Source organism: Mesorhizobium sp. M0088 (assembly GCF_040322895.1).
Classification (GTDB): Bacteria; Pseudomonadota; Alphaproteobacteria; order Rhizobiales; family Rhizobiaceae; genus Mesorhizobium.
The window spans coordinates 109,002-128,851 of record NZ_JAMYUI010000019.1 but is presented as its reverse complement, the minus strand read 5'-3'; the positions used below and the strand labels follow the sequence as shown (position 1 = coordinate 128,851).

Sequence of the window (19,850 nt, the reverse complement as noted above, 5' to 3'; positions counted from 1 at the left end):
ACGATGACCGACCGGCTGCGCCTCACCATTCTCGGCTGCGGCTCGTCGCCAGGTACGCCGCGCATCACCGGCGACTGGGGCAATTGCGACCCCGACAACCCGAAGAACCGGCGCACGCGTGCCGCCGCACTCGTCGAGCGGATCGCGTCGAATGGCGGCCGCACGACTGTGGTCATCGACACGGGGCCGGATTTTCGGCAGCAGATGCTGCTGGCCGGCGTTAAACGTATCGATTCGGTCGTCTATACCCACCCGCATGCCGACCATATCCATGGCATCGACGATCTGCGCGGCTTCGTTCTCGATCAGCGCCAGCTGATCGACGTTCATGCCGACAGGGCGACGATGCTTCGGCTGCGGGAAGCGTTCGGATACTGTTTCGAGACGCCGCAAGGCAGTTCCTATCCGCCGATCGTCAGGCCGCATCTCATCGACCACACCAGGCCGGTGGTCATCGAAGGAGAGGGGGGTACCCTCACCCTCGAGCCGCTGCCGCAGATCCACGGCGACATCGTATCGCTCGGTTTCCGCATCGGCGGTCTCGCCTATTGCCCCGACATCAGCGACTTTCCGGAACCCACCGCCGAACGGCTGCGCGCCCTCGACGTGCTGATCATCGACGCGCTGCAGTACCGGACGCATCCTAGTCACCTGTCCCTTGGCGAAGCGCTTGAATGGATCGATCGGCTGGCGCCAAGACACGCCGTACTGACGCATATGCATGTTCCGCTCGACTACGCCACGGTGGTGGCCGAGACACCAGCCAATGTCGAACCTGCCTATGACGGCATGGTTATAGAAATCCCTTACGAATCAGCGTGAAAGAAACAGATCTTCATGACCGGCTCCAGGGCTCGCGTGCCCAAAGCCGCTGCCGATGCCGGTATGCATGACGACGTGACCTCACCGTCTCGGATATGCTGCCCGGCACACGGCCATCACAGTATCGCGAAGCCAGCGATGGGCCGGGTCGGCGTCCATTCGCGGATGCCACATCGCCGATATCTTGAACTCCGGCGTGGGCACCGGGACTTCGAAGGTCGCAAGACCCGACGTGACAGGGAGATCGCTCGTCAAGCTGTTGCCCAGGCATGAATGCGGCACCAGCGCGACCAGATCCGATTGGCGTGCAATCCGCATTGCATCCGGATATCCAGGCACGACGACCCTTATCGCCCGTTTAAGCCCCAGCTTCTCCAGGGCGGCATCGACGGGCTCGATTCTCTCCCCATCCTTGGACGCCAAGACATGGTCGCAGGCGGCATATCTTTCTGCGGTCACCGCCGCGCGCTCGAGAAGAGGATGTCCAATTCGGGCCACGCCGACAAGCTTGTCATGGAACAGGAACTGGGTGCGTATCTCCGGCGCGGACGTTCCAAGCAGGCCGATCTCCAGATCAATGATCCCCTCACTTAGCGGCCGCGCGTCTTTGTCAGGTTTGGGGACAAAGCGAAGGCAAATCCGTGGGGCTGCCCGAGTGACCGCGGCCACGACGGGGCCAGACAGAAATTCCAGAAATGCCTCGCTCACTCGGAGGGTAAATGTCAGTTCGAGCGACGCGACGTCCATATGCGTGATCTGCGGCCGGAGCACTGCTTGCACGTCCCGCGCAAGCTCATGGACGCGCTCGCGCAGTTCGGCAGCGCGCGGTGTCGGCACCAGGCCTCGCCCGGCGCGAACGAGCAGCGGGTCGCCTGTTGCTGCCCGAAGTCGCGTGAGCGTCCGGCTCATGGCCGATGCGCTCAAGCCGAGGCGACGGGCTGCCCCTGTCACGCTGCCCTCGGCGAGCAGCACATCCAGTGCGACGAGAAGGTTCAGGTCCACATCAACATTGGTCATGACCTGAGCCTATCCCAGCCGCGTCGCCAGACATAGCGTTTGATGCAACCATACTTTGACTTTGATGCGTCTGGCGCCCTTCGCACGGCCGCTTATATCGGCTGTCGGACCAACATCGAAAGCTACCAACTCTCATGCCCAAACCCATTCCGAGCGACCCAGCTCGCACAATCCTCCTCATTGGCGCATCGCGGGGCCTCGGCCATGGCATGGCGGCCGAGTTCCTGAAAAAGGGATGGAATGTCGTCGGGACAGTTCGCGGCGGCGGAACCCGGACCTTGCTGCACGATCTGGCAGACGAGCATGCTGGCCGGGTCGAGATAGAGACCCTGGACATCTGCGAGCCCGACCAGATTGCGGGCCTGCGCCAGCGCCTGACCGGCAGGATGTTCGACATGCTGTTCGTTAACGCAGGAACGACGAACAACGAAACGGATACGGTCGGGCAGGTTACGACGGACGAATTCATCCGGGTCATGCTCACGAACGCGCTGAGCCCAATACGCGTGATCGAGAGCCTCGATGATCTTGTCGAGGCGTTTGGGTTGATTGGCGTGATGTCGTCTGGACAGGGCAGCGTCAGCAACAACACGACCGGCATGCGCGAGGTCTACCGCGGCAGCAAGGCCGCCTTGAACCAGTATATGCGCTGCTATGCAGCCCGGCACGCGGGCGAGGCCCGTTCGATGGTCCTGATGGCGCCGGGCTGGGTTCGCACGGAGTTGGGCGGCCCGGGCGCACGGCTCACCATCCAAGAGAGCATTCCCAGCCTTGTGAACGTGCTCCTCGCAAAACGGGGAAACCCCGGCCTGGAATATCTTGACTATCTCGGCCGCACCGTTCCCTGGTGAAATCGCGGGCTGTGATGAAGTTCATCGGCATCGAAGATGTTAAGCTAGGCCAGCTGTTGTAAAAGGAGAGGGGCTCTGACCACCGATCAAGCTGAAATCCACTATAAATCAGCATGATGCGAATAAACCCTCATACGGTCTTCCGGCTCCTTGACGCAAATATCAGCAGCGTTCCGATCCGCTCGTAGCCCATCCGGGGATAAAGCAGCGCCCCGACGTGGGTTGCAGCCAGCGCCGAGTATCTCGACCCAAAAGCCCGATCGTCTTGCAACATTTTCGACATCAAAGCCTGGCCAATGCCGCGACGCCGGTGCGACGGCTCGACATACATGCTCGAACACCATGTGGCTCCCAGGGCATCAAGGCTGCGTACGCGCCCAACGATATCGGCGCCATCGACTGCCACATACTGACGGAATGGCGCGCTGTCGCCGAGCAAATCGTCTGGGATCGGCTGCCTGCGGATGATCTTTCCCAACTGCACCGCCCGTTCGGCTGTCTGCACGCGTTCGATCGAAGCAACCGCCGGCGGGCTGGGAATCCGGCGCAATCGGTGGACAAAAAAGCCTTCGGTCCGAAGCAGCCGGTAGCCGAGAGCTTTGTAGGCGGTTCGTGTCGGCCCGTCCGGATCCTCGTGGGCGATCACAACGGAAATGGCAAAGCCCGGCCGTGCATGCTGCCGCACGATGGCATCGGCCTCTTGAGCGGCGACGTCATGGACGACCCATTCTTCGCCGTGGTAGTCGCGAGGATTCTTGCGCTCGGCGTCGCGCATCAGCCACAACGGCCCAACACGGCTGGCCACGTAAGGAAAGGTGCGGCTTCTGTCGGCACTGAAGCCATGCACGAACACCTCGACCGCCGCTTCGATCCCGCTGTTTGCCATCTTCATTTCGACAGCCTAGCGTTGGCTATCCGCTCAAGACAATACGCCAAGAGCGCTCAAGCCTATGAGAATCAGCGGCAATTTACAGTTCCTGGCCCATGCATCAGTTCCATAATCTATCTTATGCGACTTCCTGATGTGGCGGCGATAGAGTCGCCACGGGCCTTGGATTCAGATGCGCCTCTGGATGGCGCTGCTTTGCGCACGCCAGTTTGACGCAATAGCTTCCCCAATCCACATCATCACATTTGGCTCGCTGCCAAGGCGGCACAGGCAACGGGCAAGCCGGGATGCTCGATCCCATCGGCGGCGGTGGCTGGCGCGGCTGCATTGCAGCTGAATTGGTGCAACTGGCGATGTCGTTGTTACGCATTGCCAAACGCTGGCCGGAATCTCTCGATCTTTTGCGCAAACCTTTTTGCCTGACATGCGTTGTTTCCTCTCCAAGCCAAGGAGACGATCATGCAGATGAAGTCGGAAATAGCCGGTGAAGCGGCCAAGCAGCGCCATATCCAACGTGGCGTCGATGCCAAGGACAAATCGAAAGGCGATGGGAAGCAGCAAGGCGCCATGCAGGCTGGCGCCCGTGAATATCCCGAGCCCCCCTTCCCCGAGCAACATCAGCCCAAACCGGGGCACGAATGGGCACTAGAGCCGGAGCCTTTGTATGATGCGCCGTACTATCTCGGATCGAAAAAACTCGACCAAAAGGTAGCACTCATCACGGGCGGCGATTCCGGCATCGGCCGCTCGGTGGCGGTGTTGTTCGCCCGCGAGGGCGCCGACGTCGCGATCGTCTATCTGGCCGAGGACAAGGATGCTGAAGAGACCAAATCAGCGGTGGAAAAGGAGGGACGACGCTGCATCCTGGTCAAGGCCGATGTCAGCGAACGCAGCCACTGCCACAAAGCGGTCATGGAGACCGTTGAAAAATTCGGCCGCATCGACGTGCTGGTCAACAACGCCGCGTTCCAGGTCCATTCCAGCGATTTCGGCGAGCTGACCGAAGAACATTTCGACACGACGCTGAAGACCAATCTTTACGGCTATTTTCATATGGCGCAGGAAGCGGTGCCGCACATGAAGCCCGGTTCGGCGATCATCAACACCGGTTCGGTAACCGGTATCGACGGTTCAAAACAACTGGTCGACTATTCGATGACCAAGGGCGGCATACATGCCTTCACGCGGGCCTTGTCGGGCAATCTCATCGGCAAGGGCATAAGGGTGAATGCGGTCGCACCGGGGCCGGTGTGGACGCCGCTCAATCCGTCGGACAAGGAAGCCGACGACGTCTCGAAATTCGGCGCGGACACGCCAATGAAACGACCCGCGCAACCGGAAGAACTCGCGCCGGCCTATGTGTTCCTCGCCTCGCCGCACTGCTCGAGCTACATCACCGGCGAGATCTTGCCGGTCGTCGGAGGGTACTGAGGATGGCCGAAACGAAATCCGTAACCAAGGAGTAGGATGGATGGGCCGTCTGCTTTTCATGGTGGCGCTCGCTTGCGTAGCGTACCGCATCTACACGGAAACAGCAGGATCTGCTCGGCATGTGCCGCAGGATGACGATGAGGCGCTGCGCAAGCAATCAGCGGCCCTGGGCGTCGACCCGTCTCGCTGACGGAGTGGAAACCTGCCGGCAATCCGGCCGGCCGAGTTATCAGCCGGCCGGATTGCAGCCTTATTCGGCTGCCTGCAGGTTGATCTTGCTTTCCGCCATTTCGGTGAGCTTGCGATCGGTCGCCTGTTCTTCCCTGAGGTTCTTGGTCAGCACATTGGCGCAGTCCGTGCGGCCGAGTTGCTTGGCCCAGGCGATGAGCGTGCCGTAGCGTGTCATCTCATAGTGTTCGACGGCCTGCGCCGAAGCAATCAGCGCCGCATCGAGAACCTCCTTGTCATCGACGTCACCGCTCACATCGTCGGCCTCCTCGAGAATGCCGTCGATTGCCGGACAGCTGACCTCCTTGGCCTTCACGCCATGCAACTCAAACACCTCTTCGACGCGCTCGATATGGCCTCTCGTCTGGTCGAGGTGTTTTTCAAATCCGGCTTTCAATTGCGGGTCGGTTGCCTTGTCGATCATCTTCGGCAGCGCCTTCTCGATCTGCTTTTCGGCGTAGTAGATGTCGCGCAGCGTGTGCACGAAGAGATCGTCGAGTGTCTTGATGTCCTTCGAAAAGAAGCCCATGGCCTTACCTTTCATTGCGCTCGGTGTGGATTTCGGCGACGGGGTTTGCACGCCGCCAGCAAAGACCGGGACGGTTCCCGGCTTGTCTGGTCAACGTACCGGCACCGAAGGAGTTCCTGATTTCCGAGGGCGAACCGCCCTTCTCCAGACCTGCGATCCGGCCGGTGGGGAGCCTTTGTCTCGATCACACGTTCTAGCCGCAGGGTAACCGGAACGAGAAGGGTCGGCGGAATGTATTTCATTGCATTGGCGGCAGACTATGACGGCACGCTGGCTCATGATGGGATCGTCGCCAAAAAGACGCTCGCCGCGCTTGAGCGGTTCAAGAAAAGCGGCCGCAAGCTGGTTCTCGTCACCGGGCGTGAACTGCCCGATCTCAAGCGCGTCTTTCCCGAGCTTAGCCTCTTCGACAAGGTCGTCGCTGAGAATGGCGCGATGATCTACACGCCGGCCAGCGAGGAAGAACGGGTGATCGCCCCATCGCCCGAGCCCAAATTCGTCGCCAGATTGAAGCGGCAGGGCGTCAAGCCGCTTTCGGTCGGGCGATCGATCGTCGCGACTTGGGAACCCCATCAGGCGACCGTGCTCGATATCATCAAGAAGATGGGTCTCGAACTGGAAATCATCTTCAACAAGGGCGCGGTGATGATCCTGCCGAGCGGCATCAACAAAGCCACCGGGCTCGCTGCGGCCCTTCAGGACCTTCGACTTTCGCCGCACAATGTCGTCGGCGTCGGCGATGCCGAGAACGACCACGCGTTCCTGCAGGCCTGTGGCTGCAGCGCCGCCGTCGACAATGCAATTCCGGCGGTCAAGGATACAGCCGACCTGGTCATGCGTGGCGCCCGCGGCAAGGGCGTGGAGCAATTAATCGCAAAGCTGATAAAGCGTGATCACGCGATAGTGCCGAAGCGCCATGACGGCATCGTTCTTGGATCGTCTGGCGGCGATGATGTCTACCTGTCGCCGAGCGACACGATCCTCATTGCCGGGAGTTCCGGCATTGGCAAATCCACCTTGGCCACCGCGCTGACGGAACGCTTCGTCGAAAGTGGTTTTCAGTTCTGCGTCTTCGATCCCGAAGGCGACTATGACGGCCTCGAAGGCGCCGTTCGCCTGGGAGACGGCTCAAGCGCGCCGACAAAGGCGCAGGTGCTGGATCTGATCGCCAAGGCCGACAGCAACATTGTCGTCAATGGATTGGCCCTGCGCGTCGACGAGAGGCCGGATTTCTTTGCCGACCTGCTGCCTGGCCTGAGCAGTTTCCGCCGGCGCACCGCGAGACCGCACTGGCTCGTCATCGATGAAGCGCACCATCTTCTGCCCAAGCGGCGCGACGATACGCGGGCGGTCCTGTCATTGGAATTGCCGGGCACAATCCTGATCACCGTTCACCCGGAGGCGATCTCGACAGACGCCTTGCGCCTTGTCACAGCCATCATTGCGCTTGGCCCCAAGGCGAAGGACGTGGTGAAGGTCTTCTGCAAGGAAACTGGCATTGAGCCGCCAAAGGACATTCCAACGCCCAAAGGCGCGCGCGTGCTGTTCTGGCGGCCGCAGTCGGGCAAGAAAGTCAAGACGGTCAAGGTGGTCGAACCACGTCAGTCACTCAAGCGGCACAGCCGGAAATATGCCGAAGGCCAGCTCGACGAAGCGGGCAGCTTCTATTTCCATGGCCCTGACAATGCAATGAACCTCAGGGCTCACAATCTGATGATCTTCGCTCAGATCGCCGAGGGGATAGACGACAAGACCTGGGAGTTTCATTTGCGCACCGGCGACTATTCCAAATGGTTCCGACATCAGATCAGGGACAAGGACCTGGCGCGCGAAACCGCCGAGGCGGAAGAGGACAAGACCCTGTCGGCGCAGGATAGCCGCAAGCGGGTGCTTGACGCTGTACGCCGCCGTTACACGGCTCCGGCCACAGCCCCGGAGTGACACTCGAGAGCCAAGGCAACTAAGCTATCGCTGCACGCGAAAACTTTTTCAGTCAGGCAACGCCGCCACCGCGACAATTTCAACGACGATGTCGGCTTGCGCAAGCGCTGCAACCCCGATCACCTCCGAGGGCGGCGGGTTGTTATAGCTGCAGTGCTTCGGGCAATGCTCGGCAAAGAACTCGTCCAGCACGTCGAGACGAAAATTGGGAGAACTTAGAACGCCGCCATCGGGAAATGGCCCCTTGATGAAGAAGGTCAGCCGGATGAGATAGTCGAGCGCGCTGCCGAGTTCTTCCAGATCTGATTTGATGTTCGCCAAAATTGCGCGCCACTGTGCCGCCGCATCGCCAGGGAAGCCCCCTCCTCTCTTTCCGGCAGGATCGTAATTCTCGGCGGTTGCGGTATTTCCGCAGAGGTAGACAAATCCCTTTGCTCCGGTGACGACCGTGCCTTTTCCCCACGGCATCAACCTGCCATTTTTGAATTTCCTATGGGTTACGAGTTCCATACTCCGTCCAGAGCTCTTGATCGTCAGCCTATCAAATCATCTATTCTGATCGGCAGATCGCGAATGCGCTTGCCGGTGGCATGATAGACGGCACTCGCCACGGCAGCAGCCGTTCCGACATTGCCGAGTTCGCCCAAGCCCTTGACGCCGGCAGGATTGACCTGGTGGTCGACTTCGGGGACTAGGATAACGTCGACCTGTTTGATGTCGGCGTTGACCGGCACGAGATAGTCCTGCAGGTCGCGATTGACGTAGCGCGCGTGTCGCTGATCGATTTCCGTGGCCTCGTGCAACGCCTGGCCGATGCCCCAGATCATGCCACCCATCAACTGGCTGCGCGCGGTGCGCGTGTTCATGATGCGCCCGGCAGCGAAGGCTCCGACAATGCGTGGCACCCGGATTTCGCGTGTATAGCTGTTGATGCGCACTTCGACGAACTCGGCGCCAAAGGCATATTTGACCGAATCTTCGTCGTTCTCTCCACCATGAAACTCCGATTGTCCGGCATAGAGTTTGCTGAGGGCTTCAGGCGAAGAACCCTTCGGCGCAAACTCGGCATATTCTTCGATGGCGCCGACCTGCATGGCCTTGAACACATCGGCCAGCTTGGCGGACTTGCCGGTCTCGGCAACGACCTCTTCGTCCTTCAAATCCAGCTTCGCATTGGCCGAACCTGCCAGCGGAGCCCCCTTGCCCGCAGCGGCGGCAAACAGTTTTTCGCGTATCGCGTCGCAGGCTTTCATGACTGCGGAGCAGACGCTGGCGGTCGAGATCGATCCGCCTGACACGGGAGCCGGCGGCAAGGCACTGTCGCCCATCTCGACGCTGATCTTGTCCATGCCAACCCCCAGCCTTTCGGCCGCCATCTGGCCGGCGATGGTGCGAACGCCGGTGCCGATTTCATGCGAGCCGCACTGGACCCGAACCTCGCCATCGGCGGTGAGACGAACCCGGGCCGCGCAAGGCGCGGCGGCTGTCGGATAGATTGCCGTCGCACAGCCCATCCCGACCAGCCAATCGCCGTCGCGCATCGAGCCGACCGTGGGATCGCGTTTCGACCAGCCAAAGGCCTCGGACGCCTGGTCATAGCACTTGATGAGTGAGCGGCTGGAAAATGGCTTGCCTCCGATCGGCTCCTTCTCCGGTTCATTGATGCGACGAAACTCGACAGGATCCATGCCGAGGGCCACGGCCATTTCGTCCATGGCGTTTTCCAGCGCGTAGACATAAGGCGTCTCCGGCGGCGATCGCATGTAGCCAGGAGTGTTGCGGTCGGCATGAACCAGCGAAACATGCGTCAGAACGGAGCCGTAATTGTACATGCGCGCGGTGGCTGACGTGCCGCCGACGACATAAGGGTCAGGGCGTGACGTCACCTCCCAGGCCTCATGTCCGAACGCCGTGATGCGGCCGTCCTTGCCGGCGCCCATGCGGATCCGATGCCGCGTTTCGGCTCGATAGGTCTGCGTACCGAAGGCTTGCATGCGATTGACGACGCAGCGAACCGGCCGGCCGATGCGCCGCGCCGCGACGGCAACGATCGCAGTGCGTGCCGTCATCGGCCCCTTGGAGCCGAAGGCGCCGCCGATATAGGGACTGACGATCCGCACATTGGCCGGATCGAGCTTCAGTTGGCGTGCCAGTTCCACCTTCCAGCCCGTAACATTCTGGCTGGGCTCGTGGATCGTCAACTGGTCGCCCTGCCATATGGCCGTGGTCGAAAACAGCTCGATCGGATTATGATGCTGGGTCGGCGTCGAATATTTTTCGTCGATCTTCACCGTCGCATCCGCCCAAGCGGCGTCGAAGTCACCGGCCTTCGCATCCTCCTTGAACATCGGGCTTTTGCCGGCAGCCGGTTCCATCTTCACGCCCTTGGAATCAAAGCTGGCGCTGGGCCGTTCGTCCTCGTAGTCGGCGCGGATCAACATCGCTGCCTCCTCCGCCGCCTCGAAGGTTTCGGCAACCACCAGAGCGATGATCTGACCATCGTGAAAAACCGTCTTGTCGTGCAAAGGCCCAATCGAACTTGCGCCGGTGTTGCCGAATTTCGGCATGTCGGTCTTGTCCAGATCGCCATAGGTGACGATGTCCAGCACACCGGGTACGGCCCTGGCGTCTTTCGTGTGAAGTTCGGAAACCTTGCCCCGGGCAATGCTGCTGGTGGCAAGGGCACCGTAGGCGACGTTGGCCGTGACGATGTCGGCGGGATAGCCGGCCTGTCCGGTAACTTTTAGCCGGGCGTCAATGCGAACAACGGGATCGCCCTGGTTTTCCCTTGGAGCGGGTGCAGCTTGGTTCATGGCTCAGCCCTTCATATCCCGGGTTTCGAGCAGCGCCCGCACCAGCGTGCGCTTGCCGAGCGGTATCTTGAATGCGTTATGCTCGCGCGGTCTGGCATCGGCGAAAGCAGCCTCTGCGGCCTCCTGCGCCGTGGCTTCGTCAAGCACTTTGCCCTGTAGCGCGTCCTCTGCTTCGCGCGCACGCCACGGCACCGTCGCCACTCCGCCGAGCGCAATGCGCGCACTCCTTACCGTCTCGCCATTCATGTCGAGCGCGACAGCCGCGGACGCCAGCGCAAACGCGTAGGATTCGCGATCGCGTATCTTCAGATAGCGCGACCGGCTGCTCCACCGTGCGAGCGGCACTTCGATGGCGGTAATGAGCTCGTCGGCGGCCAGATCCGTCTCGATGTCGGGCGTCTCGCCCGGCCGTCTATGCAGCTTGGCAAAAGTGAGCGTGCGCCTTCCCCGCGAACCTTCGACATCGACGGTGGCGTCCAGCGCAACCAGCGCCTGCGCGAAATCACCATGATACGTGGCAATGCAGGCATCGCTCGTACCCAGCACGGCATGCTGGCGATTGGACCCTTCCATCGCAGCGCAGCCGGAGCCCGGTTCGCGCTTGTTGCACGGCCAAGATATCTCTCGAAAATACTCGCAGCGCGTACGTTGCAGCACATTGCCGCCCAGGCTCGCCATGTTGCGAAGCTGACCGCTGGCAGCGAATTTCAGGCTGTCGGCGAGGACCGGGCAACGGCGCCTGACATCATTGTTGTCTGCTGCTTCACCCATACGGACCAGCGCACCAAACCGGATCTTATCATCGTCTATCCTGATCTGCCGCAAGGCCGGCTCGGCAAGAGTGTTGAGGTCGAGCAGTCGCTCCGGCCGCGCGACACCGAGCTTCATGTAGTCGGCCAGATTGGTGCCGCCGGCGATGAACTGCGTGTCGGCACCGGTTGGCGGAACATGCACGGTATCGGGACGGTACGCCATGGCGATTGCCGCGGAGACGCTGGTTGGTCTTTCATATACGAATGGGCGCATCCTAAGCCCTCCTGGTCTCGTCGCGTGCCTGGACGATCGCGGCAACGATGTTGGGATAGGCCGCGCAGCGACATAGATTGCCGCTCATATATTCGCGAATATCGTCTTCCGACCCAGCATGGCCTTCGTTGATGCAACCGATGGCGGACATGATCTGACCCGGTGTGCAATAGCCGCATTGGAAGGCATCGTGGTCGACGAAGGCCTTCTGGACCGGATGCAATTCCCCTTCCGCCGAAGCCAGGCCTTCCACCGTTGTGATCTCTCGGCCCTGGTTCATGACGGCAAAGCTCAGGCAGGACAGTACCCGCTTTCCGTCGATCAGCACCGTGCAGGCACCACACTGACCGTGATCGCAACCTTTCTTGGTGCCGGTCAGGCCGACATGGTCGCGCAGCGCGTCAAGCAGGCTGGTTCGATTGTCGAGCGCGAGGTTGTAGGTCTGCTTGTTGATACGCATCGAAACCGCCGACAAATCGCGCGGTTCGGCCGGTTTTGCGGACGCGGGCTGGGCAGCTCTCGTCGGGGAATTTACAAGCGGCATCACCGCCGCCGCCGAAACAGAGGCCGTCATGAACATGCGTCTGCTCAGGCCACTGGAAATCTTGGCATCGGACATGGCTGGCTCCGGGCTGGCTGGGTCTCAAGCGGCCCAAACCACTCGCGGAGGGCAAAGTTCCCTCCTCACGAGCCTGTGATCCTTTTTTCTGTCGGCGGGATCGACGCAATCGGAACCTCCCCGGTCAAGCGATGGTTTTGTGCCAACAGCGGGAAGGAGGCGATCATGAGCGATGGTCGGCATGGCAAGGACGGTGACAATGGACCCGTATTCTCTGCGGAGCAGGCGAGACAAGGCGATATCATCCTGCGAACGCGCACGCGTCGGGTCGTCTTCATAGCCGGCTTGGTCGGCGTCGTGATCCTGGCCCTCGTCGTGAGGTTGGCAATCGGCTGAACCAATCCCCCTCGCCTTGCTGCTGCACCCTCCCCGGCCCGAAAGGCGCTAGCTTGCGCGGCGCGGCGGTGTTTGGCCATGCATCGCGATGCGCCATTGGCTACGCGACTTCTGTTGGAACCAGCGCGTCGAGTCGACGTTCAGCCCTTATTCAACAGGAGGAACAGGCCATGCCACGAGGCGAGAAATCGAAATACACTGACAAGCAGGAGCGCAAAGCCGACCACATTGCCGAAGGCTATGAGAAGCGCGGGGTTTCCGACAAGGAGGCAGAGCGGCGCGCATGGGCTACCGTCAACAAGGACGATGGCGGCGGCAAGAAGGAAGGCGGTTCCGGCCGCGGCAAACACACGGGCCATCCTGCAGCGCACAAAGGCGGCAAAAGCGGCGGCAAGGCATCGGCATCACGGTCTGCCGCAAGCCGATCGGAATCGGCAAGGAAAGCTGCGGCGACCCGCAAGCGCAATGCGGAACACCGCGCCCATTGATCTGAGGACGGCACTGAATGCGGCGGGAGCACAGGGATGAAATCGCAGCTCGTCAATGAGATCGGCGGACAACGGACATTCGTCGTGGTGCTCGACCCAGGCGAAGAAGCGTTCGCGGCACTGACCGCCTTCGCGGTCGAGCAGAAGATCGGCAGCGCCTCCTTGACCGCCATAGGGGCTTTCGAAAAAGCCACGGTGGGCTGGTTTGATCCGGCCTCGAAGACCTACCGCAAGATCCCTGTCGACGAACAGTGCGAGGTTCTGAGCGCGATCGGCGATGTCGCACTGGGTGACGACGACAAGCCCAGCCTGCACGTCCATGCGGTGCTTGGACTGAGCGACGGCACCACCCGGGGCGGACATCTGCTTGACGGCATCGTTCTGCCAACGCTTGAGATCACCGTGGTGGAGGCGCCCGGCCATTTGCGCCGCAGCAAGCGTCCGGAGCTCGGTGTCGCCCTCATCGATCTTGACGATTGATCTCCAGCCCCTCCACCCGTGCTCACGCTTTCTCGTTCCGCTCAGCTGATGCTGTGTCCGGCGGCGCTTCCCAGCCAAACACGCTGCGCCCGCCAAGCAGATGCGACTGGTCGAATTCTCCCGCGACAATTTCCTTCAGGCTGGGGCCGGTCACGTATCGCTCGACTTGCCGTGACTGATCGTCGAGCCGCCTCAAGGCACCGATTTCTTCATCGCGACCGAGCTTTGCCTTCTGCACGGCCGACTTCAGAACCCCGATCGTCTCGTCATAGACCTTCAGCGGTACTGGAAATGGATGCCTGTCCTTGCCGCCATGCGCCAGCGAGAAGCGGCCGGGATCGGAAAACCGGCAAGGCGCGCCATGCACCACCTCGGCAACGAGGGCCAGAGCGCGCACCGTGCGCGCGCCGACGCCGGGGACCAGAAGGAGCTCGGCGAAATCGGTGGGACCGCGGTCCGCGGCGGCTGCGATATTGCCGTGAAGACGATGCATGACGACATCGCTTTCGCGAACATCATGGTGGGCCGGCATGACCAAATGCGGCAGCAGCGGCTGCTCCGGTTCTTGCCGGCGCGTCGGCTCCGCGCAACGCTCCAATGCTGCAAGCTCGCCCAGGATGCGATCGGGTCCGAGGTCTTGCAAAAGGTTCAGTTGCCCTTGGCGCGACGCGTCGGCGCGCCTGTCGGTCAGGTTGACGATCTCACCTTGATGGGCGCCCTCGATGGCGGCATGCGGCTGGTCGACAAAACTCTTGAGGCCCTCGGAGAGCCAATGGTAGCGGCGCGCCACCTTGCTGTCACCGTTCATGCCTTGCTGCACCACGACCCAGCGACCGTCATCGGTGACGATGAAACCATGCAGGTAAAGATCGAAACCGTCCTGGACTGCGGCGCTGTCGACCTTGGCGACAAGCCGGCTGACGGTGGCCAGGCCCGCTCCGTCGAAGCCGACGCGTTGGCCGATGGCCTCCAGCTCATGCGGGGTTTTGCGCGAATGCGCGCCGCGACCACCGCAGACATGAATGCCGAGCTCGCCGGAGAGCGGCGTGAGGCCACGCTTCAAAGCGCCCACGACGCTGGTCGTGATCCCCGACGAGTGCCAATCCATGCCCATGACAGCACCAAAGGACTGGAACCAGAATGGATGCGCCAGCCGCCGCAGCAGCTCGTCTCGACCATAGTGATGAATGATCGCCTCGCACATCACAGCGCCAAGACGCGTCATGCGGTCGCCGAGCCATTTCGGCACGCGCCCGCCATGGAGTGGAAGATCAGCACTTCCCGATCGTTGCGTCACGTCTGCTACCTGTTCTGGTGTCCGTCATTCTCTTAACAGATAGGCAGCCCAACCGCGCAAGGAAGCATGGACACTTCCACCCGGGCCGCGTTAGCGGACGTCAAGTCCAGTTCGAGAGAACCGTTTCCATCTCAACCGTCTCGACCTGCTGCGCGAAACGTTGGTGGTAAACGGTCAGCAGTGCGTCATGGGTTGCGTCGGAAGAACTGCACAGCGCGTCCGTGACGAGAACCACGCGATAGCCGAAATCGATGGCCCCGAGCACGGTGGCGAGAACGCAAACATCTGTTTCGCCACCGGTAATGACCAGCGTATCGATGCCGCGCTCCACCAGAAGGGCTCTGAGGCGCCCTTCGAACCAGGGCGAATAGATGTGCTTGTCGATGATCGCCGCTGGCGGGCAGTAGCCGGCTAAAGACGGCAACAGTTCGGTCATTTCGGGCCCGATCGTCTCGATCGTCAGGGAAGCCCAGCGCTCATAATAGCGCTTCCATGTGCCGACGCCCTGCCCCGGCTTTTCGGCTGGCAGGAAGCGTGTAAAGACCGTCTGTGGCGCGCGTCTTTCGACCAGCCTCTCGATCTGCGGGAGAACCCGGGTGATCCAGGGCGTTGCCCATTGAGACGGCTCGGCAAACAGCCGCTGCATATCCACGCAGACATGCATGCATCGATCGCCGAGAGGTCCGTATGCCAGCCCCGGCATCGACATCAGCGCTTCTCCGACCGACGATGCATTTCCCTGTTTCCTCCCATTGTCGGCAAAGACACGCAACGCCGCGCGCAAGCACTGGTTCCTGAGATAGCCACAGGAACCGACGCAAATGGCTGGCGTTTCCGCTGAGATGAATGGAGGTGCTCGCATGCGACCGCGCGATAGACGTTGGAGCGGCAAGTCAGCCGGGGCGCCAAAATGGAACTGAGCGGAGGATGTCTCTGCGGCACGATCCGCTTCCGCGTTGGAAGCGAACCGAGAGTGCATTATTGCCATTGTGATATGTGCCGGCGAACGACCGGCAGTGCGTTCGCGGTTCTGGCCTGGGTGCCTTCCCAAAGCGTGACCTGGACCAATGCGGCGCCGGCCTATCGCAGATCTTCGCCGATTGCCCGGAGGGGCTTCTGCTCCGCCTGCGGATCGCCGCTCAGCCTTGCCTATGACGCATCGCCCGGAGAGATCGCGTTGCATGTCGGAACGTTCGACGATCCGGCTCGCCTGGAGCCGCGCTATAATTATGGATCGAGGCAGCGACTTGGCTGGGTTTGCTGCGGAATAGACCTGCCGCACCACGATACCGAGGAGCGATGGTAAGAAGGGCAAGCCAGATGAGCATCTTTTACCGGGCGGCCAAGATTGCCGAAGAGGTCCACGCAGCACAGCGCGACAAGACCGGGCGACCGTATATCGAGCACTGCCGCCGGGTCGTCGACGCGGTCGAAACCAGGGACCAGAAGGTCGTCGCCTATCTCCATGACGTCGTGGAAAAGGGCGAAGGCTGGAACCGGACCAGGTTGGACGAGGCCGGTTTTGGCCCGACGATCGCTTCGGCCGTCGACGCCATGTCGCGCAGGGATGGCGAGGACTACTTCGCGTTCGTGCGACGAGCGGCATCGAATCCACTGGCGCTGCCGGTGAAGCGCGCGAATCTGGCGGACAATATCTGGCAGTCCCGACAGGTCGGGGCATCGACTGTCAAATATGAGGAGGCACTACGCATCCTTGATGACGAGTTTCCGCGCCGTCAGCACCAGCCTTGAATTCAGATCGCCCCGCTGCGAACGGGCAATCTACTCCGGGACGTGGGGCGTGTGCCGTCTGTCCTCCGCGGGCTCAGCATCGATGCGCGCCTTTTCCGGATCGAATGCACCATGACGTGCAATGGGCCGCGCCGCGGTTTCAGGCGTCTCGTATGCCCACATGAAATCGTCAGCCGAGCTGCCCACCGCATGGACGCGCCAGTAGCTCGCGGTGCCTTTCGAAGGGGAGCGGCTGGTGGTGTTCGTCTTTTCGAAAAGGTCGAAATAGATGTCTTCGAAAGGGATGTAGAACACGGGCTCATGTCCTTCTTCCTGAAGCACTTTCGCCCGTTCCGTAGCAGCGACTATGGCGTCGGAAAATCGTACCGTCACCGTGCCGACAAACGGTACTATGGCCAGCTGGCCAGCATGGTGTGCTGAGATTGCGTCTGAAGCTTGCATTCAAATTCTCCCTGGCTGCCGATTGATTGCGAGACCGCATTTCGGTTCGTCATGCATGGAGACGAAATGCGCGGCGATGCGTCAGGTTCCGGCCTCTACTATGAGGTCGGATGACGACCCCACTTCAGCGTTTGCCATGGCTGTCGAGAAACGCAGCCAACAATCGCGAAACCTGATCAGAAGCCTCACGCGTCGGGAAGTGTCCGATGCCATCCAGCACCACCCGCCTGTAGAACGCGGTGAAATGCTCTTCGAGCCCCTCTGAGGACTGGGCAAACACAACGCGGTCGTCGCCACCATGAAGCGTCAGGATCGGCACCGTGATGATCTTGACCGCTGCTTGCCGGCGGGCGAGTTCGGCATAGCGTGGATCGGGCTCGGCCTCTTCCCATCTGACCCGATAGGAATGCAACGTCACATCCGCCCAGTCAGGATTTTCGAACGAACTCGCGACACCATCGAAAATAGCGTCGTCGAACCAGCCTGATGGACCCCAGCTGTCCCACTGGTATCTGGCGAATTCCTTGCCGTTGTTTCGTACGAACTCGGCGCCCCGTGCCGTCGCCATGAACCATTGATACCAAAATGCTTTCGCTTGTCCGGGCGCCGGCGTTGCTGGTTTGCCTGGTTGCCAGCCGAGCGACAGCGCAGCACAGCACTTGATGCGGTCCGGGAAAACCGACGCGAGCAGATAGGATATCCGGGCACCCCAATCGTGTCCGACGACCGCAAAGCGGCTGAGGCCTAGCGCATCGGCAAAATCCAGCACATCCTGCGCCATCGCGGCAATCTCGCCCGAGCGCATGATTTCTTTTGACAGGAACGATGTCGGCCCGAAGCCCCGCAACCAAGGCGAAAACGTCCGGAAGCCAGCTTCATGAAGGACCGGCGAAATCCGAGCGTATGTCGTCGCGTCGTCGGGCCAGCCATGCAGCAGGATAACCGGGGCGCCGTCCTGCGGTCCACCATCGAGATAGGCGACGCGCAGCAGAGGTGTGTCGCAATGTGAGACGGAGTTCAGTGGCTCTTAGGCACAATAGCTGGCTTATCATCACCAGTCGCGGACTCTGGCCTGGCGGCCTGGTCAACCTGTGGGTTCTTGTTGATGGTGCCGGTGTTGGCTTTCATCGGCTCGATATTGTTGTCGCAGGCGCCGAGCGTAAGGCCAGCGGCCAGGACCAGGAGTGAAAAGAACCTCTTCATCGAAACCTCCTCTGGTTGCTGTCCGGCAAACGAGGTTCCACCAATTTGGTTGCCTGATCGTCCTCTCAAGACGCCACGGCATCTGACGATCAACGCTTCAAGCTATTAGAATCGGCTGCAACTGTCGGATCAGGCAAAACCGGGCCACGTTCAGTCTCCGAACCCTCAGCCTCGATCTCCTGCACGGCCTGGTCCCAGTGCTCCTGCTCGCGGCCAGCCGGCCGGCCCTCTTGTTCCCAGATTTCATGGGCTCGCCGTTTGATCTTTTCTTCCCTGCTGTCCATGGCCAGATCCTCCAATTCGTCAGTCTCAATTCCGGGCCATATTTTTTGTTCCTCCTCTGTCGGGAACAGCCGCTGCCGGAGCCGCGATTTCGGGAAGGCGCTTGTGGATTGCGTGGGACGAACCGCTTGGTAATTTTCGTACTGATATTTTTTCGTGACACACCGATGCCCGCAGCTTTATGAATCTGGCTATCGGCCAGCGTCGAGCACGTCCCTCTCCGATCCCACTGCCCGGCGCTCAATGCCTGATCGCCCGCCGCACCGATATGGCGGGCTGTTGCTTCGATTGGAGGTGACGCCCATGCGGGAATTGCCGAAAGACATCGACGCCGATGTGGTCATCGAAATCAGCAAGCTGCTGGACGACAGCCCGCTTTTCGTCCCGGTACGGGTCCATGAACTTGCGGCCAGGGTGAGGCAGAGGGTGAAGACCGGTCTGCCGGATCTTTCGATCGAGGAACTGATCGTGGAGATGGCCTCCGTACGTCAGCTGGCCATGGCCTTCGATCTGCCTGGATCGGAGAATGTCGTGCAAATCCCGGTGCGGTATAGCCGCTAGCACTGCGGCATCACACGCTCCATCCGGAGGTCAGGACAAGCGATGCCTCAAACATCTGCGCACCGATCTCATCGCGTACTTTGACGGTTACCTTGACGAAATCGCAGTCGGGCATTTCGTCTTGGGCAACATCCTGCAAAATACGAATTGCTTCCGCTCTGGCTTGTTCCCGGGATTCGAACAGCTGCCCGTTATCATCGGGTATCGCGCCGTCACCGTTTTGAAGATCGAAATAGTACCGCTTCATTTTCGGGCCACGCTGGAAACATCTGGCGGGTCAATGTTTTCGCTTCATTGGTGGTTCCTGCCCGCTCGGCGGCCGTGCTGGTGAAGACGTGGTCGTTCAACGCACCGCAGCGCGAAGCGCCGATAGGAAAAGCACAAGCAACGCCAAGGCGTTGAGGCCGGCGGCGATGGCATGCGAATACTCCCATTGGCGCCGCAGCAGCTCCCAGTTTTCAGGCAGGACAGTCCAGTTCCGGGTCGCCTGATTGATTGGATAGGTCAGCGTCCAGAAGGCAAATTGCGTGGCGCCGATGCTGAGAAAGGCGACAACAACCAAGCCGAAAGATGCACTCGCTCGGTAGAGCAGGATCGCCAGGGCGACCGTAGAGAGCAATGCTCCCAGCACTACGATGCCGAACAGGCTCCATCCATCATAGGCGCGTTGCGCAGCCAGATAGTTCGGCCCGTCGAGCTTCATTTTGTTGAACATCGTGAAGAAATGCGCGGCGGCCGGAACAAAAGCCAATACAACGAAAATGAAGCTGACCACTCTCAGACTATAAATTGCCATATCCGGTCTCCTCTCAGGAGAGAGCTAGGGCAATCGGCAGAGTTGAAA

Annotated in this window: 27 protein-coding genes; 12 read left to right on the top strand and 15 right to left on the bottom strand. The window is 60.8% G+C overall.

The window, feature by feature from the left end:
• Positions 1 to 3 precede the first annotated feature (3 nt).
• Positions 4 to 822, top strand: a complete 819-nt coding sequence (locus NKJ67_RS22985) for an MBL fold metallo-hydrolase (protein WP_352583249.1) — start codon at positions 4 to 6, stop codon at positions 820 to 822.
• Positions 823 to 903: 81 nt separating this feature from the next.
• On the opposite strand, the gene NKJ67_RS22980 is transcribed toward NKJ67_RS22985, so the two are convergent.
• Positions 904 to 1,839, bottom strand: coding sequence for a LysR family transcriptional regulator (locus NKJ67_RS22980; protein WP_352583247.1), 936 nt, complete (start codon positions 1,837 to 1,839; stop codon positions 904 to 906).
• Positions 1,840 to 1,973: 134 nt separating this feature from the next.
• Here NKJ67_RS22980 and NKJ67_RS22975 point away from each other — a divergent pair, with 134 nt between their 5' ends.
• The gene (locus tag NKJ67_RS22975; protein ID WP_352583246.1) at positions 1,974 to 2,690 is read left to right on the top strand and encodes an SDR family oxidoreductase; all 717 of its coding nucleotides are present in this window, start codon (positions 1,974 to 1,976) and stop codon (positions 2,688 to 2,690) included.
• A gap of 130 nt (positions 2,691 to 2,820) precedes the next feature.
• Here the strand turns inward: NKJ67_RS22975 and NKJ67_RS22970 are convergent, their stop codons facing one another.
• A complete protein-coding gene (locus NKJ67_RS22970) occupies positions 2,821 to 3,465 on the bottom strand; it encodes a GNAT family N-acetyltransferase (protein WP_352583244.1) in 645 nt (214 codons plus the stop codon).
• A gap of 401 nt (positions 3,466 to 3,866) precedes the next feature.
• Here NKJ67_RS22970 and NKJ67_RS22965 point away from each other — a divergent pair, with 401 nt between their 5' ends.
• From NKJ67_RS22965 to NKJ67_RS22955, 3 genes are read left to right on the top strand one after another with little or no spacing between them, the layout of a single operon-like run.
• Positions 3,867 to 4,067, top strand: a complete 201-nt coding sequence (locus tag NKJ67_RS22965) for a hypothetical protein (protein WP_127268843.1) — start codon at positions 3,867 to 3,869, stop codon at positions 4,065 to 4,067.
• Complete coding sequence (locus NKJ67_RS22960) at positions 4,039 to 5,010, top strand: SDR family oxidoreductase (RefSeq protein WP_352583242.1); 972 nt, start codon at positions 4,039 to 4,041, stop codon at positions 5,008 to 5,010. The genes NKJ67_RS22965 and NKJ67_RS22960 overlap by 29 nt, the downstream gene beginning before the upstream one ends.
• Before the next feature lie 40 nt (positions 5,011 to 5,050).
• A complete protein-coding gene (locus NKJ67_RS22955) occupies positions 5,051 to 5,200 on the top strand; it encodes a hypothetical protein (RefSeq protein ID WP_127397577.1) in 150 nt (49 codons plus the stop codon).
• Positions 5,201 to 5,260: 60 nt separating this feature from the next.
• Here NKJ67_RS22955 and NKJ67_RS22950 read toward each other — a convergent pair whose 3' ends face one another.
• Positions 5,261 to 5,767, bottom strand: a complete 507-nt coding sequence (locus tag NKJ67_RS22950) for a YciE/YciF ferroxidase family protein (RefSeq protein WP_352583240.1) — start codon at positions 5,765 to 5,767, stop codon at positions 5,261 to 5,263.
• A gap of 231 nt (positions 5,768 to 5,998) precedes the next feature.
• On the opposite strand from NKJ67_RS22950, the gene NKJ67_RS22945 reads away from it, so the two are divergent.
• Positions 5,999 to 7,708, top strand: coding sequence for an HAD family hydrolase (locus NKJ67_RS22945; RefSeq protein WP_127272262.1), 1,710 nt, complete (start codon positions 5,999 to 6,001; stop codon positions 7,706 to 7,708).
• Between the two features lie 48 nt (positions 7,709 to 7,756).
• On the opposite strand, the gene NKJ67_RS22940 is transcribed toward NKJ67_RS22945, so the two are convergent.
• Genes NKJ67_RS22940 through NKJ67_RS22925 form a run of 4 tightly spaced genes read right to left on the bottom strand, consistent with a single transcriptional unit; the run spans position 7,757 to position 12,166 of the window.
• Positions 7,757 to 8,218, bottom strand: a complete 462-nt coding sequence (locus NKJ67_RS22940; RefSeq protein ID WP_292630920.1) for a RidA family protein — start codon at positions 8,216 to 8,218, stop codon at positions 7,757 to 7,759.
• A 23-nt stretch (positions 8,219 to 8,241) separates the two neighbouring features.
• Complete coding sequence (locus NKJ67_RS22935) at positions 8,242 to 10,521, bottom strand: xanthine dehydrogenase family protein molybdopterin-binding subunit (protein ID WP_352583238.1); 2,280 nt, start codon at positions 10,519 to 10,521, stop codon at positions 8,242 to 8,244.
• Positions 10,522 to 10,524: 3 nt separating this feature from the next.
• Positions 10,525 to 11,547, bottom strand: a complete 1,023-nt coding sequence (locus NKJ67_RS22930) for an FAD binding domain-containing protein (protein ID WP_352583236.1) — start codon at positions 11,545 to 11,547, stop codon at positions 10,525 to 10,527.
• 1 nt (position 11,548) lies between these two features.
• Positions 11,549 to 12,166, bottom strand: coding sequence for a (2Fe-2S)-binding protein (locus NKJ67_RS22925; protein WP_127322071.1), 618 nt, complete (start codon positions 12,164 to 12,166; stop codon positions 11,549 to 11,551).
• Between the two features lie 165 nt (positions 12,167 to 12,331).
• Here NKJ67_RS22925 and NKJ67_RS22920 point away from each other — a divergent pair, with 165 nt between their 5' ends.
• From NKJ67_RS22920 to NKJ67_RS22910, 3 genes are all read left to right on the top strand, one after another.
• Positions 12,332 to 12,502 carry a hypothetical protein gene (locus tag NKJ67_RS22920; protein WP_352583234.1) on the top strand — a complete coding sequence of 57 codons (171 nt, stop codon included), beginning with the start codon at positions 12,332 to 12,334 and terminating at the stop codon, positions 12,500 to 12,502.
• 170 nt (positions 12,503 to 12,672) lie between these two features.
• Complete coding sequence (locus NKJ67_RS22915) at positions 12,673 to 12,990, top strand: plasmid stabilization protein (RefSeq protein ID WP_127329054.1); 318 nt, start codon at positions 12,673 to 12,675, stop codon at positions 12,988 to 12,990.
• Between the two features lie 36 nt (positions 12,991 to 13,026).
• Positions 13,027 to 13,470, top strand: coding sequence for a PPC domain-containing DNA-binding protein (locus NKJ67_RS22910; protein WP_352583232.1), 444 nt, complete (start codon positions 13,027 to 13,029; stop codon positions 13,468 to 13,470).
• 22 nt (positions 13,471 to 13,492) lie between these two features.
• Here the strand turns inward: NKJ67_RS22910 and NKJ67_RS22905 are convergent, their stop codons facing one another.
• Positions 13,493 to 14,767: a DUF763 domain-containing protein gene (locus tag NKJ67_RS22905; RefSeq protein ID WP_292655822.1), complete on the bottom strand. Its 1,275-nt coding sequence runs from the start codon at positions 14,765 to 14,767 to the stop codon at positions 13,493 to 13,495.
• Positions 14,768 to 14,867: 100 nt separating this feature from the next.
• Positions 14,868 to 15,476 (bottom strand): cysteine hydrolase family protein, encoded by a 609-nt coding sequence (locus NKJ67_RS22900; RefSeq protein WP_127267549.1) that lies wholly within the window; start codon positions 15,474 to 15,476, stop codon positions 14,868 to 14,870.
• 201 nt (positions 15,477 to 15,677) lie between these two features.
• On the opposite strand from NKJ67_RS22900, the gene NKJ67_RS22895 reads away from it, so the two are divergent.
• Together NKJ67_RS22895 and NKJ67_RS22890 are read left to right on the top strand one after the other, a co-directional pair.
• Entirely contained in the window at positions 15,678 to 16,073 is a 396-nt protein-coding gene (locus tag NKJ67_RS22895; protein WP_127329007.1) for a GFA family protein, read from the top strand.
• Positions 16,074 to 16,087: 14 nt separating this feature from the next.
• Positions 16,088 to 16,519 (top strand): HD domain-containing protein, encoded by a 432-nt coding sequence (locus NKJ67_RS22890; protein ID WP_352583229.1) that lies wholly within the window; start codon positions 16,088 to 16,090, stop codon positions 16,517 to 16,519.
• Positions 16,520 to 16,549: 30 nt separating this feature from the next.
• Here NKJ67_RS22890 and NKJ67_RS22885 read toward each other — a convergent pair whose 3' ends face one another.
• From NKJ67_RS22885 to NKJ67_RS22870, 4 genes are all read right to left on the bottom strand, one after another.
• Positions 16,550 to 16,960, bottom strand: a complete 411-nt coding sequence (locus NKJ67_RS22885; protein WP_127267544.1) for a DUF427 domain-containing protein — start codon at positions 16,958 to 16,960, stop codon at positions 16,550 to 16,552.
• A gap of 124 nt (positions 16,961 to 17,084) precedes the next feature.
• The gene (locus tag NKJ67_RS22880) at positions 17,085 to 17,894 is read right to left on the bottom strand and encodes an alpha/beta fold hydrolase (protein ID WP_352583275.1); all 810 of its coding nucleotides are present in this window, start codon (positions 17,892 to 17,894) and stop codon (positions 17,085 to 17,087) included.
• Positions 17,895 to 17,977: 83 nt separating this feature from the next.
• Positions 17,978 to 18,163, bottom strand: coding sequence for a hypothetical protein (locus NKJ67_RS22875; RefSeq protein WP_352583227.1), 186 nt, complete (start codon positions 18,161 to 18,163; stop codon positions 17,978 to 17,980).
• A gap of 89 nt (positions 18,164 to 18,252) precedes the next feature.
• Positions 18,253 to 18,447: a DUF2934 domain-containing protein gene (locus tag NKJ67_RS22870; RefSeq protein WP_127267550.1), complete on the bottom strand. Its 195-nt coding sequence runs from the start codon at positions 18,445 to 18,447 to the stop codon at positions 18,253 to 18,255.
• 301 nt (positions 18,448 to 18,748) lie between these two features.
• On the opposite strand from NKJ67_RS22870, the gene NKJ67_RS22865 reads away from it, so the two are divergent.
• Entirely contained in the window at positions 18,749 to 19,006 is a 258-nt protein-coding gene (locus NKJ67_RS22865) for a hypothetical protein (RefSeq protein WP_127267547.1), read from the top strand.
• Positions 19,007 to 19,016: 10 nt separating this feature from the next.
• Here the strand turns inward: NKJ67_RS22865 and NKJ67_RS22860 are convergent, their stop codons facing one another.
• Positions 19,017 to 19,253: a DUF6894 family protein gene (locus tag NKJ67_RS22860; protein WP_127329012.1), complete on the bottom strand. Its 237-nt coding sequence runs from the start codon at positions 19,251 to 19,253 to the stop codon at positions 19,017 to 19,019.
• 96 nt (positions 19,254 to 19,349) lie between these two features.
• Entirely contained in the window at positions 19,350 to 19,781 is a 432-nt protein-coding gene (locus tag NKJ67_RS22855) for a hypothetical protein (RefSeq protein WP_352583224.1), read from the bottom strand.
• Positions 19,782 to 19,850: the final 69 nt, after the last annotated feature.

Bases quoted from the DNA above. Each gene is read 5' to 3' on its own strand.
- NKJ67_RS22985 (WP_352583249.1), top strand. From the start codon at position 4: ATGACCGACCGGCTGCGCCTCACCATTCTCGGCTGCGGCTCGTCGCCA.
- NKJ67_RS22980 (WP_352583247.1), bottom strand. From the start codon at position 1,839: ATGACCAATGTTGATGTGGACCTGAACCTTCTCGTCGCACTGGATGTG.
- NKJ67_RS22975 (WP_352583246.1), top strand. From the start codon at position 1,974: ATGCCCAAACCCATTCCGAGCGACCCAGCTCGCACAATCCTCCTCATT.
- NKJ67_RS22970 (WP_352583244.1), bottom strand. From the start codon at position 3,465: ATGCGCGACGCCGAGCGCAAGAATCCTCGCGACTACCACGGCGAAGAA.
- NKJ67_RS22965 (WP_127268843.1), top strand. From the start codon at position 3,867: ATGCTCGATCCCATCGGCGGCGGTGGCTGGCGCGGCTGCATTGCAGCT.
- NKJ67_RS22960 (WP_352583242.1), top strand. From the start codon at position 4,039: ATGCAGATGAAGTCGGAAATAGCCGGTGAAGCGGCCAAGCAGCGCCAT.
- NKJ67_RS22955 (WP_127397577.1), top strand. From the start codon at position 5,051: ATGGGCCGTCTGCTTTTCATGGTGGCGCTCGCTTGCGTAGCGTACCGC.
- NKJ67_RS22950 (WP_352583240.1), bottom strand. From the start codon at position 5,767: ATGGGCTTCTTTTCGAAGGACATCAAGACACTCGACGATCTCTTCGTG.
- NKJ67_RS22945 (WP_127272262.1), top strand. From the start codon at position 5,999: ATGTATTTCATTGCATTGGCGGCAGACTATGACGGCACGCTGGCTCAT.
- NKJ67_RS22940 (WP_292630920.1), bottom strand. From the start codon at position 8,218: ATGGAACTCGTAACCCATAGGAAATTCAAAAATGGCAGGTTGATGCCG.
- NKJ67_RS22935 (WP_352583238.1), bottom strand. From the start codon at position 10,521: ATGAACCAAGCTGCACCCGCTCCAAGGGAAAACCAGGGCGATCCCGTT.
- NKJ67_RS22930 (WP_352583236.1), bottom strand. From the start codon at position 11,547: ATGCGCCCATTCGTATATGAAAGACCAACCAGCGTCTCCGCGGCAATC.
- NKJ67_RS22925 (WP_127322071.1), bottom strand. From the start codon at position 12,166: ATGTCCGATGCCAAGATTTCCAGTGGCCTGAGCAGACGCATGTTCATG.
- NKJ67_RS22920 (WP_352583234.1), top strand. From the start codon at position 12,332: ATGAGCGATGGTCGGCATGGCAAGGACGGTGACAATGGACCCGTATTC.
- NKJ67_RS22915 (WP_127329054.1), top strand. From the start codon at position 12,673: ATGCCACGAGGCGAGAAATCGAAATACACTGACAAGCAGGAGCGCAAA.
- NKJ67_RS22910 (WP_352583232.1), top strand. From the start codon at position 13,027: ATGAAATCGCAGCTCGTCAATGAGATCGGCGGACAACGGACATTCGTC.
- NKJ67_RS22900 (WP_127267549.1), bottom strand. From the start codon at position 15,476: ATGTCGATGCCGGGGCTGGCATACGGACCTCTCGGCGATCGATGCATG.
- NKJ67_RS22895 (WP_127329007.1), top strand. From the start codon at position 15,678: ATGGAACTGAGCGGAGGATGTCTCTGCGGCACGATCCGCTTCCGCGTT.
- NKJ67_RS22890 (WP_352583229.1), top strand. From the start codon at position 16,088: ATGAGCATCTTTTACCGGGCGGCCAAGATTGCCGAAGAGGTCCACGCA.
- NKJ67_RS22885 (WP_127267544.1), bottom strand. From the start codon at position 16,960: ATGCAAGCTTCAGACGCAATCTCAGCACACCATGCTGGCCAGCTGGCC.
- NKJ67_RS22875 (WP_352583227.1), bottom strand. From the start codon at position 18,163: ATGAAGAGGTTCTTTTCACTCCTGGTCCTGGCCGCTGGCCTTACGCTC.
- NKJ67_RS22870 (WP_127267550.1), bottom strand. From the start codon at position 18,447: ATGGACAGCAGGGAAGAAAAGATCAAACGGCGAGCCCATGAAATCTGG.
- NKJ67_RS22865 (WP_127267547.1), top strand. From the start codon at position 18,749: ATGCGGGAATTGCCGAAAGACATCGACGCCGATGTGGTCATCGAAATC.
- NKJ67_RS22860 (WP_127329012.1), bottom strand. From the start codon at position 19,253: ATGAAGCGGTACTATTTCGATCTTCAAAACGGTGACGGCGCGATACCC.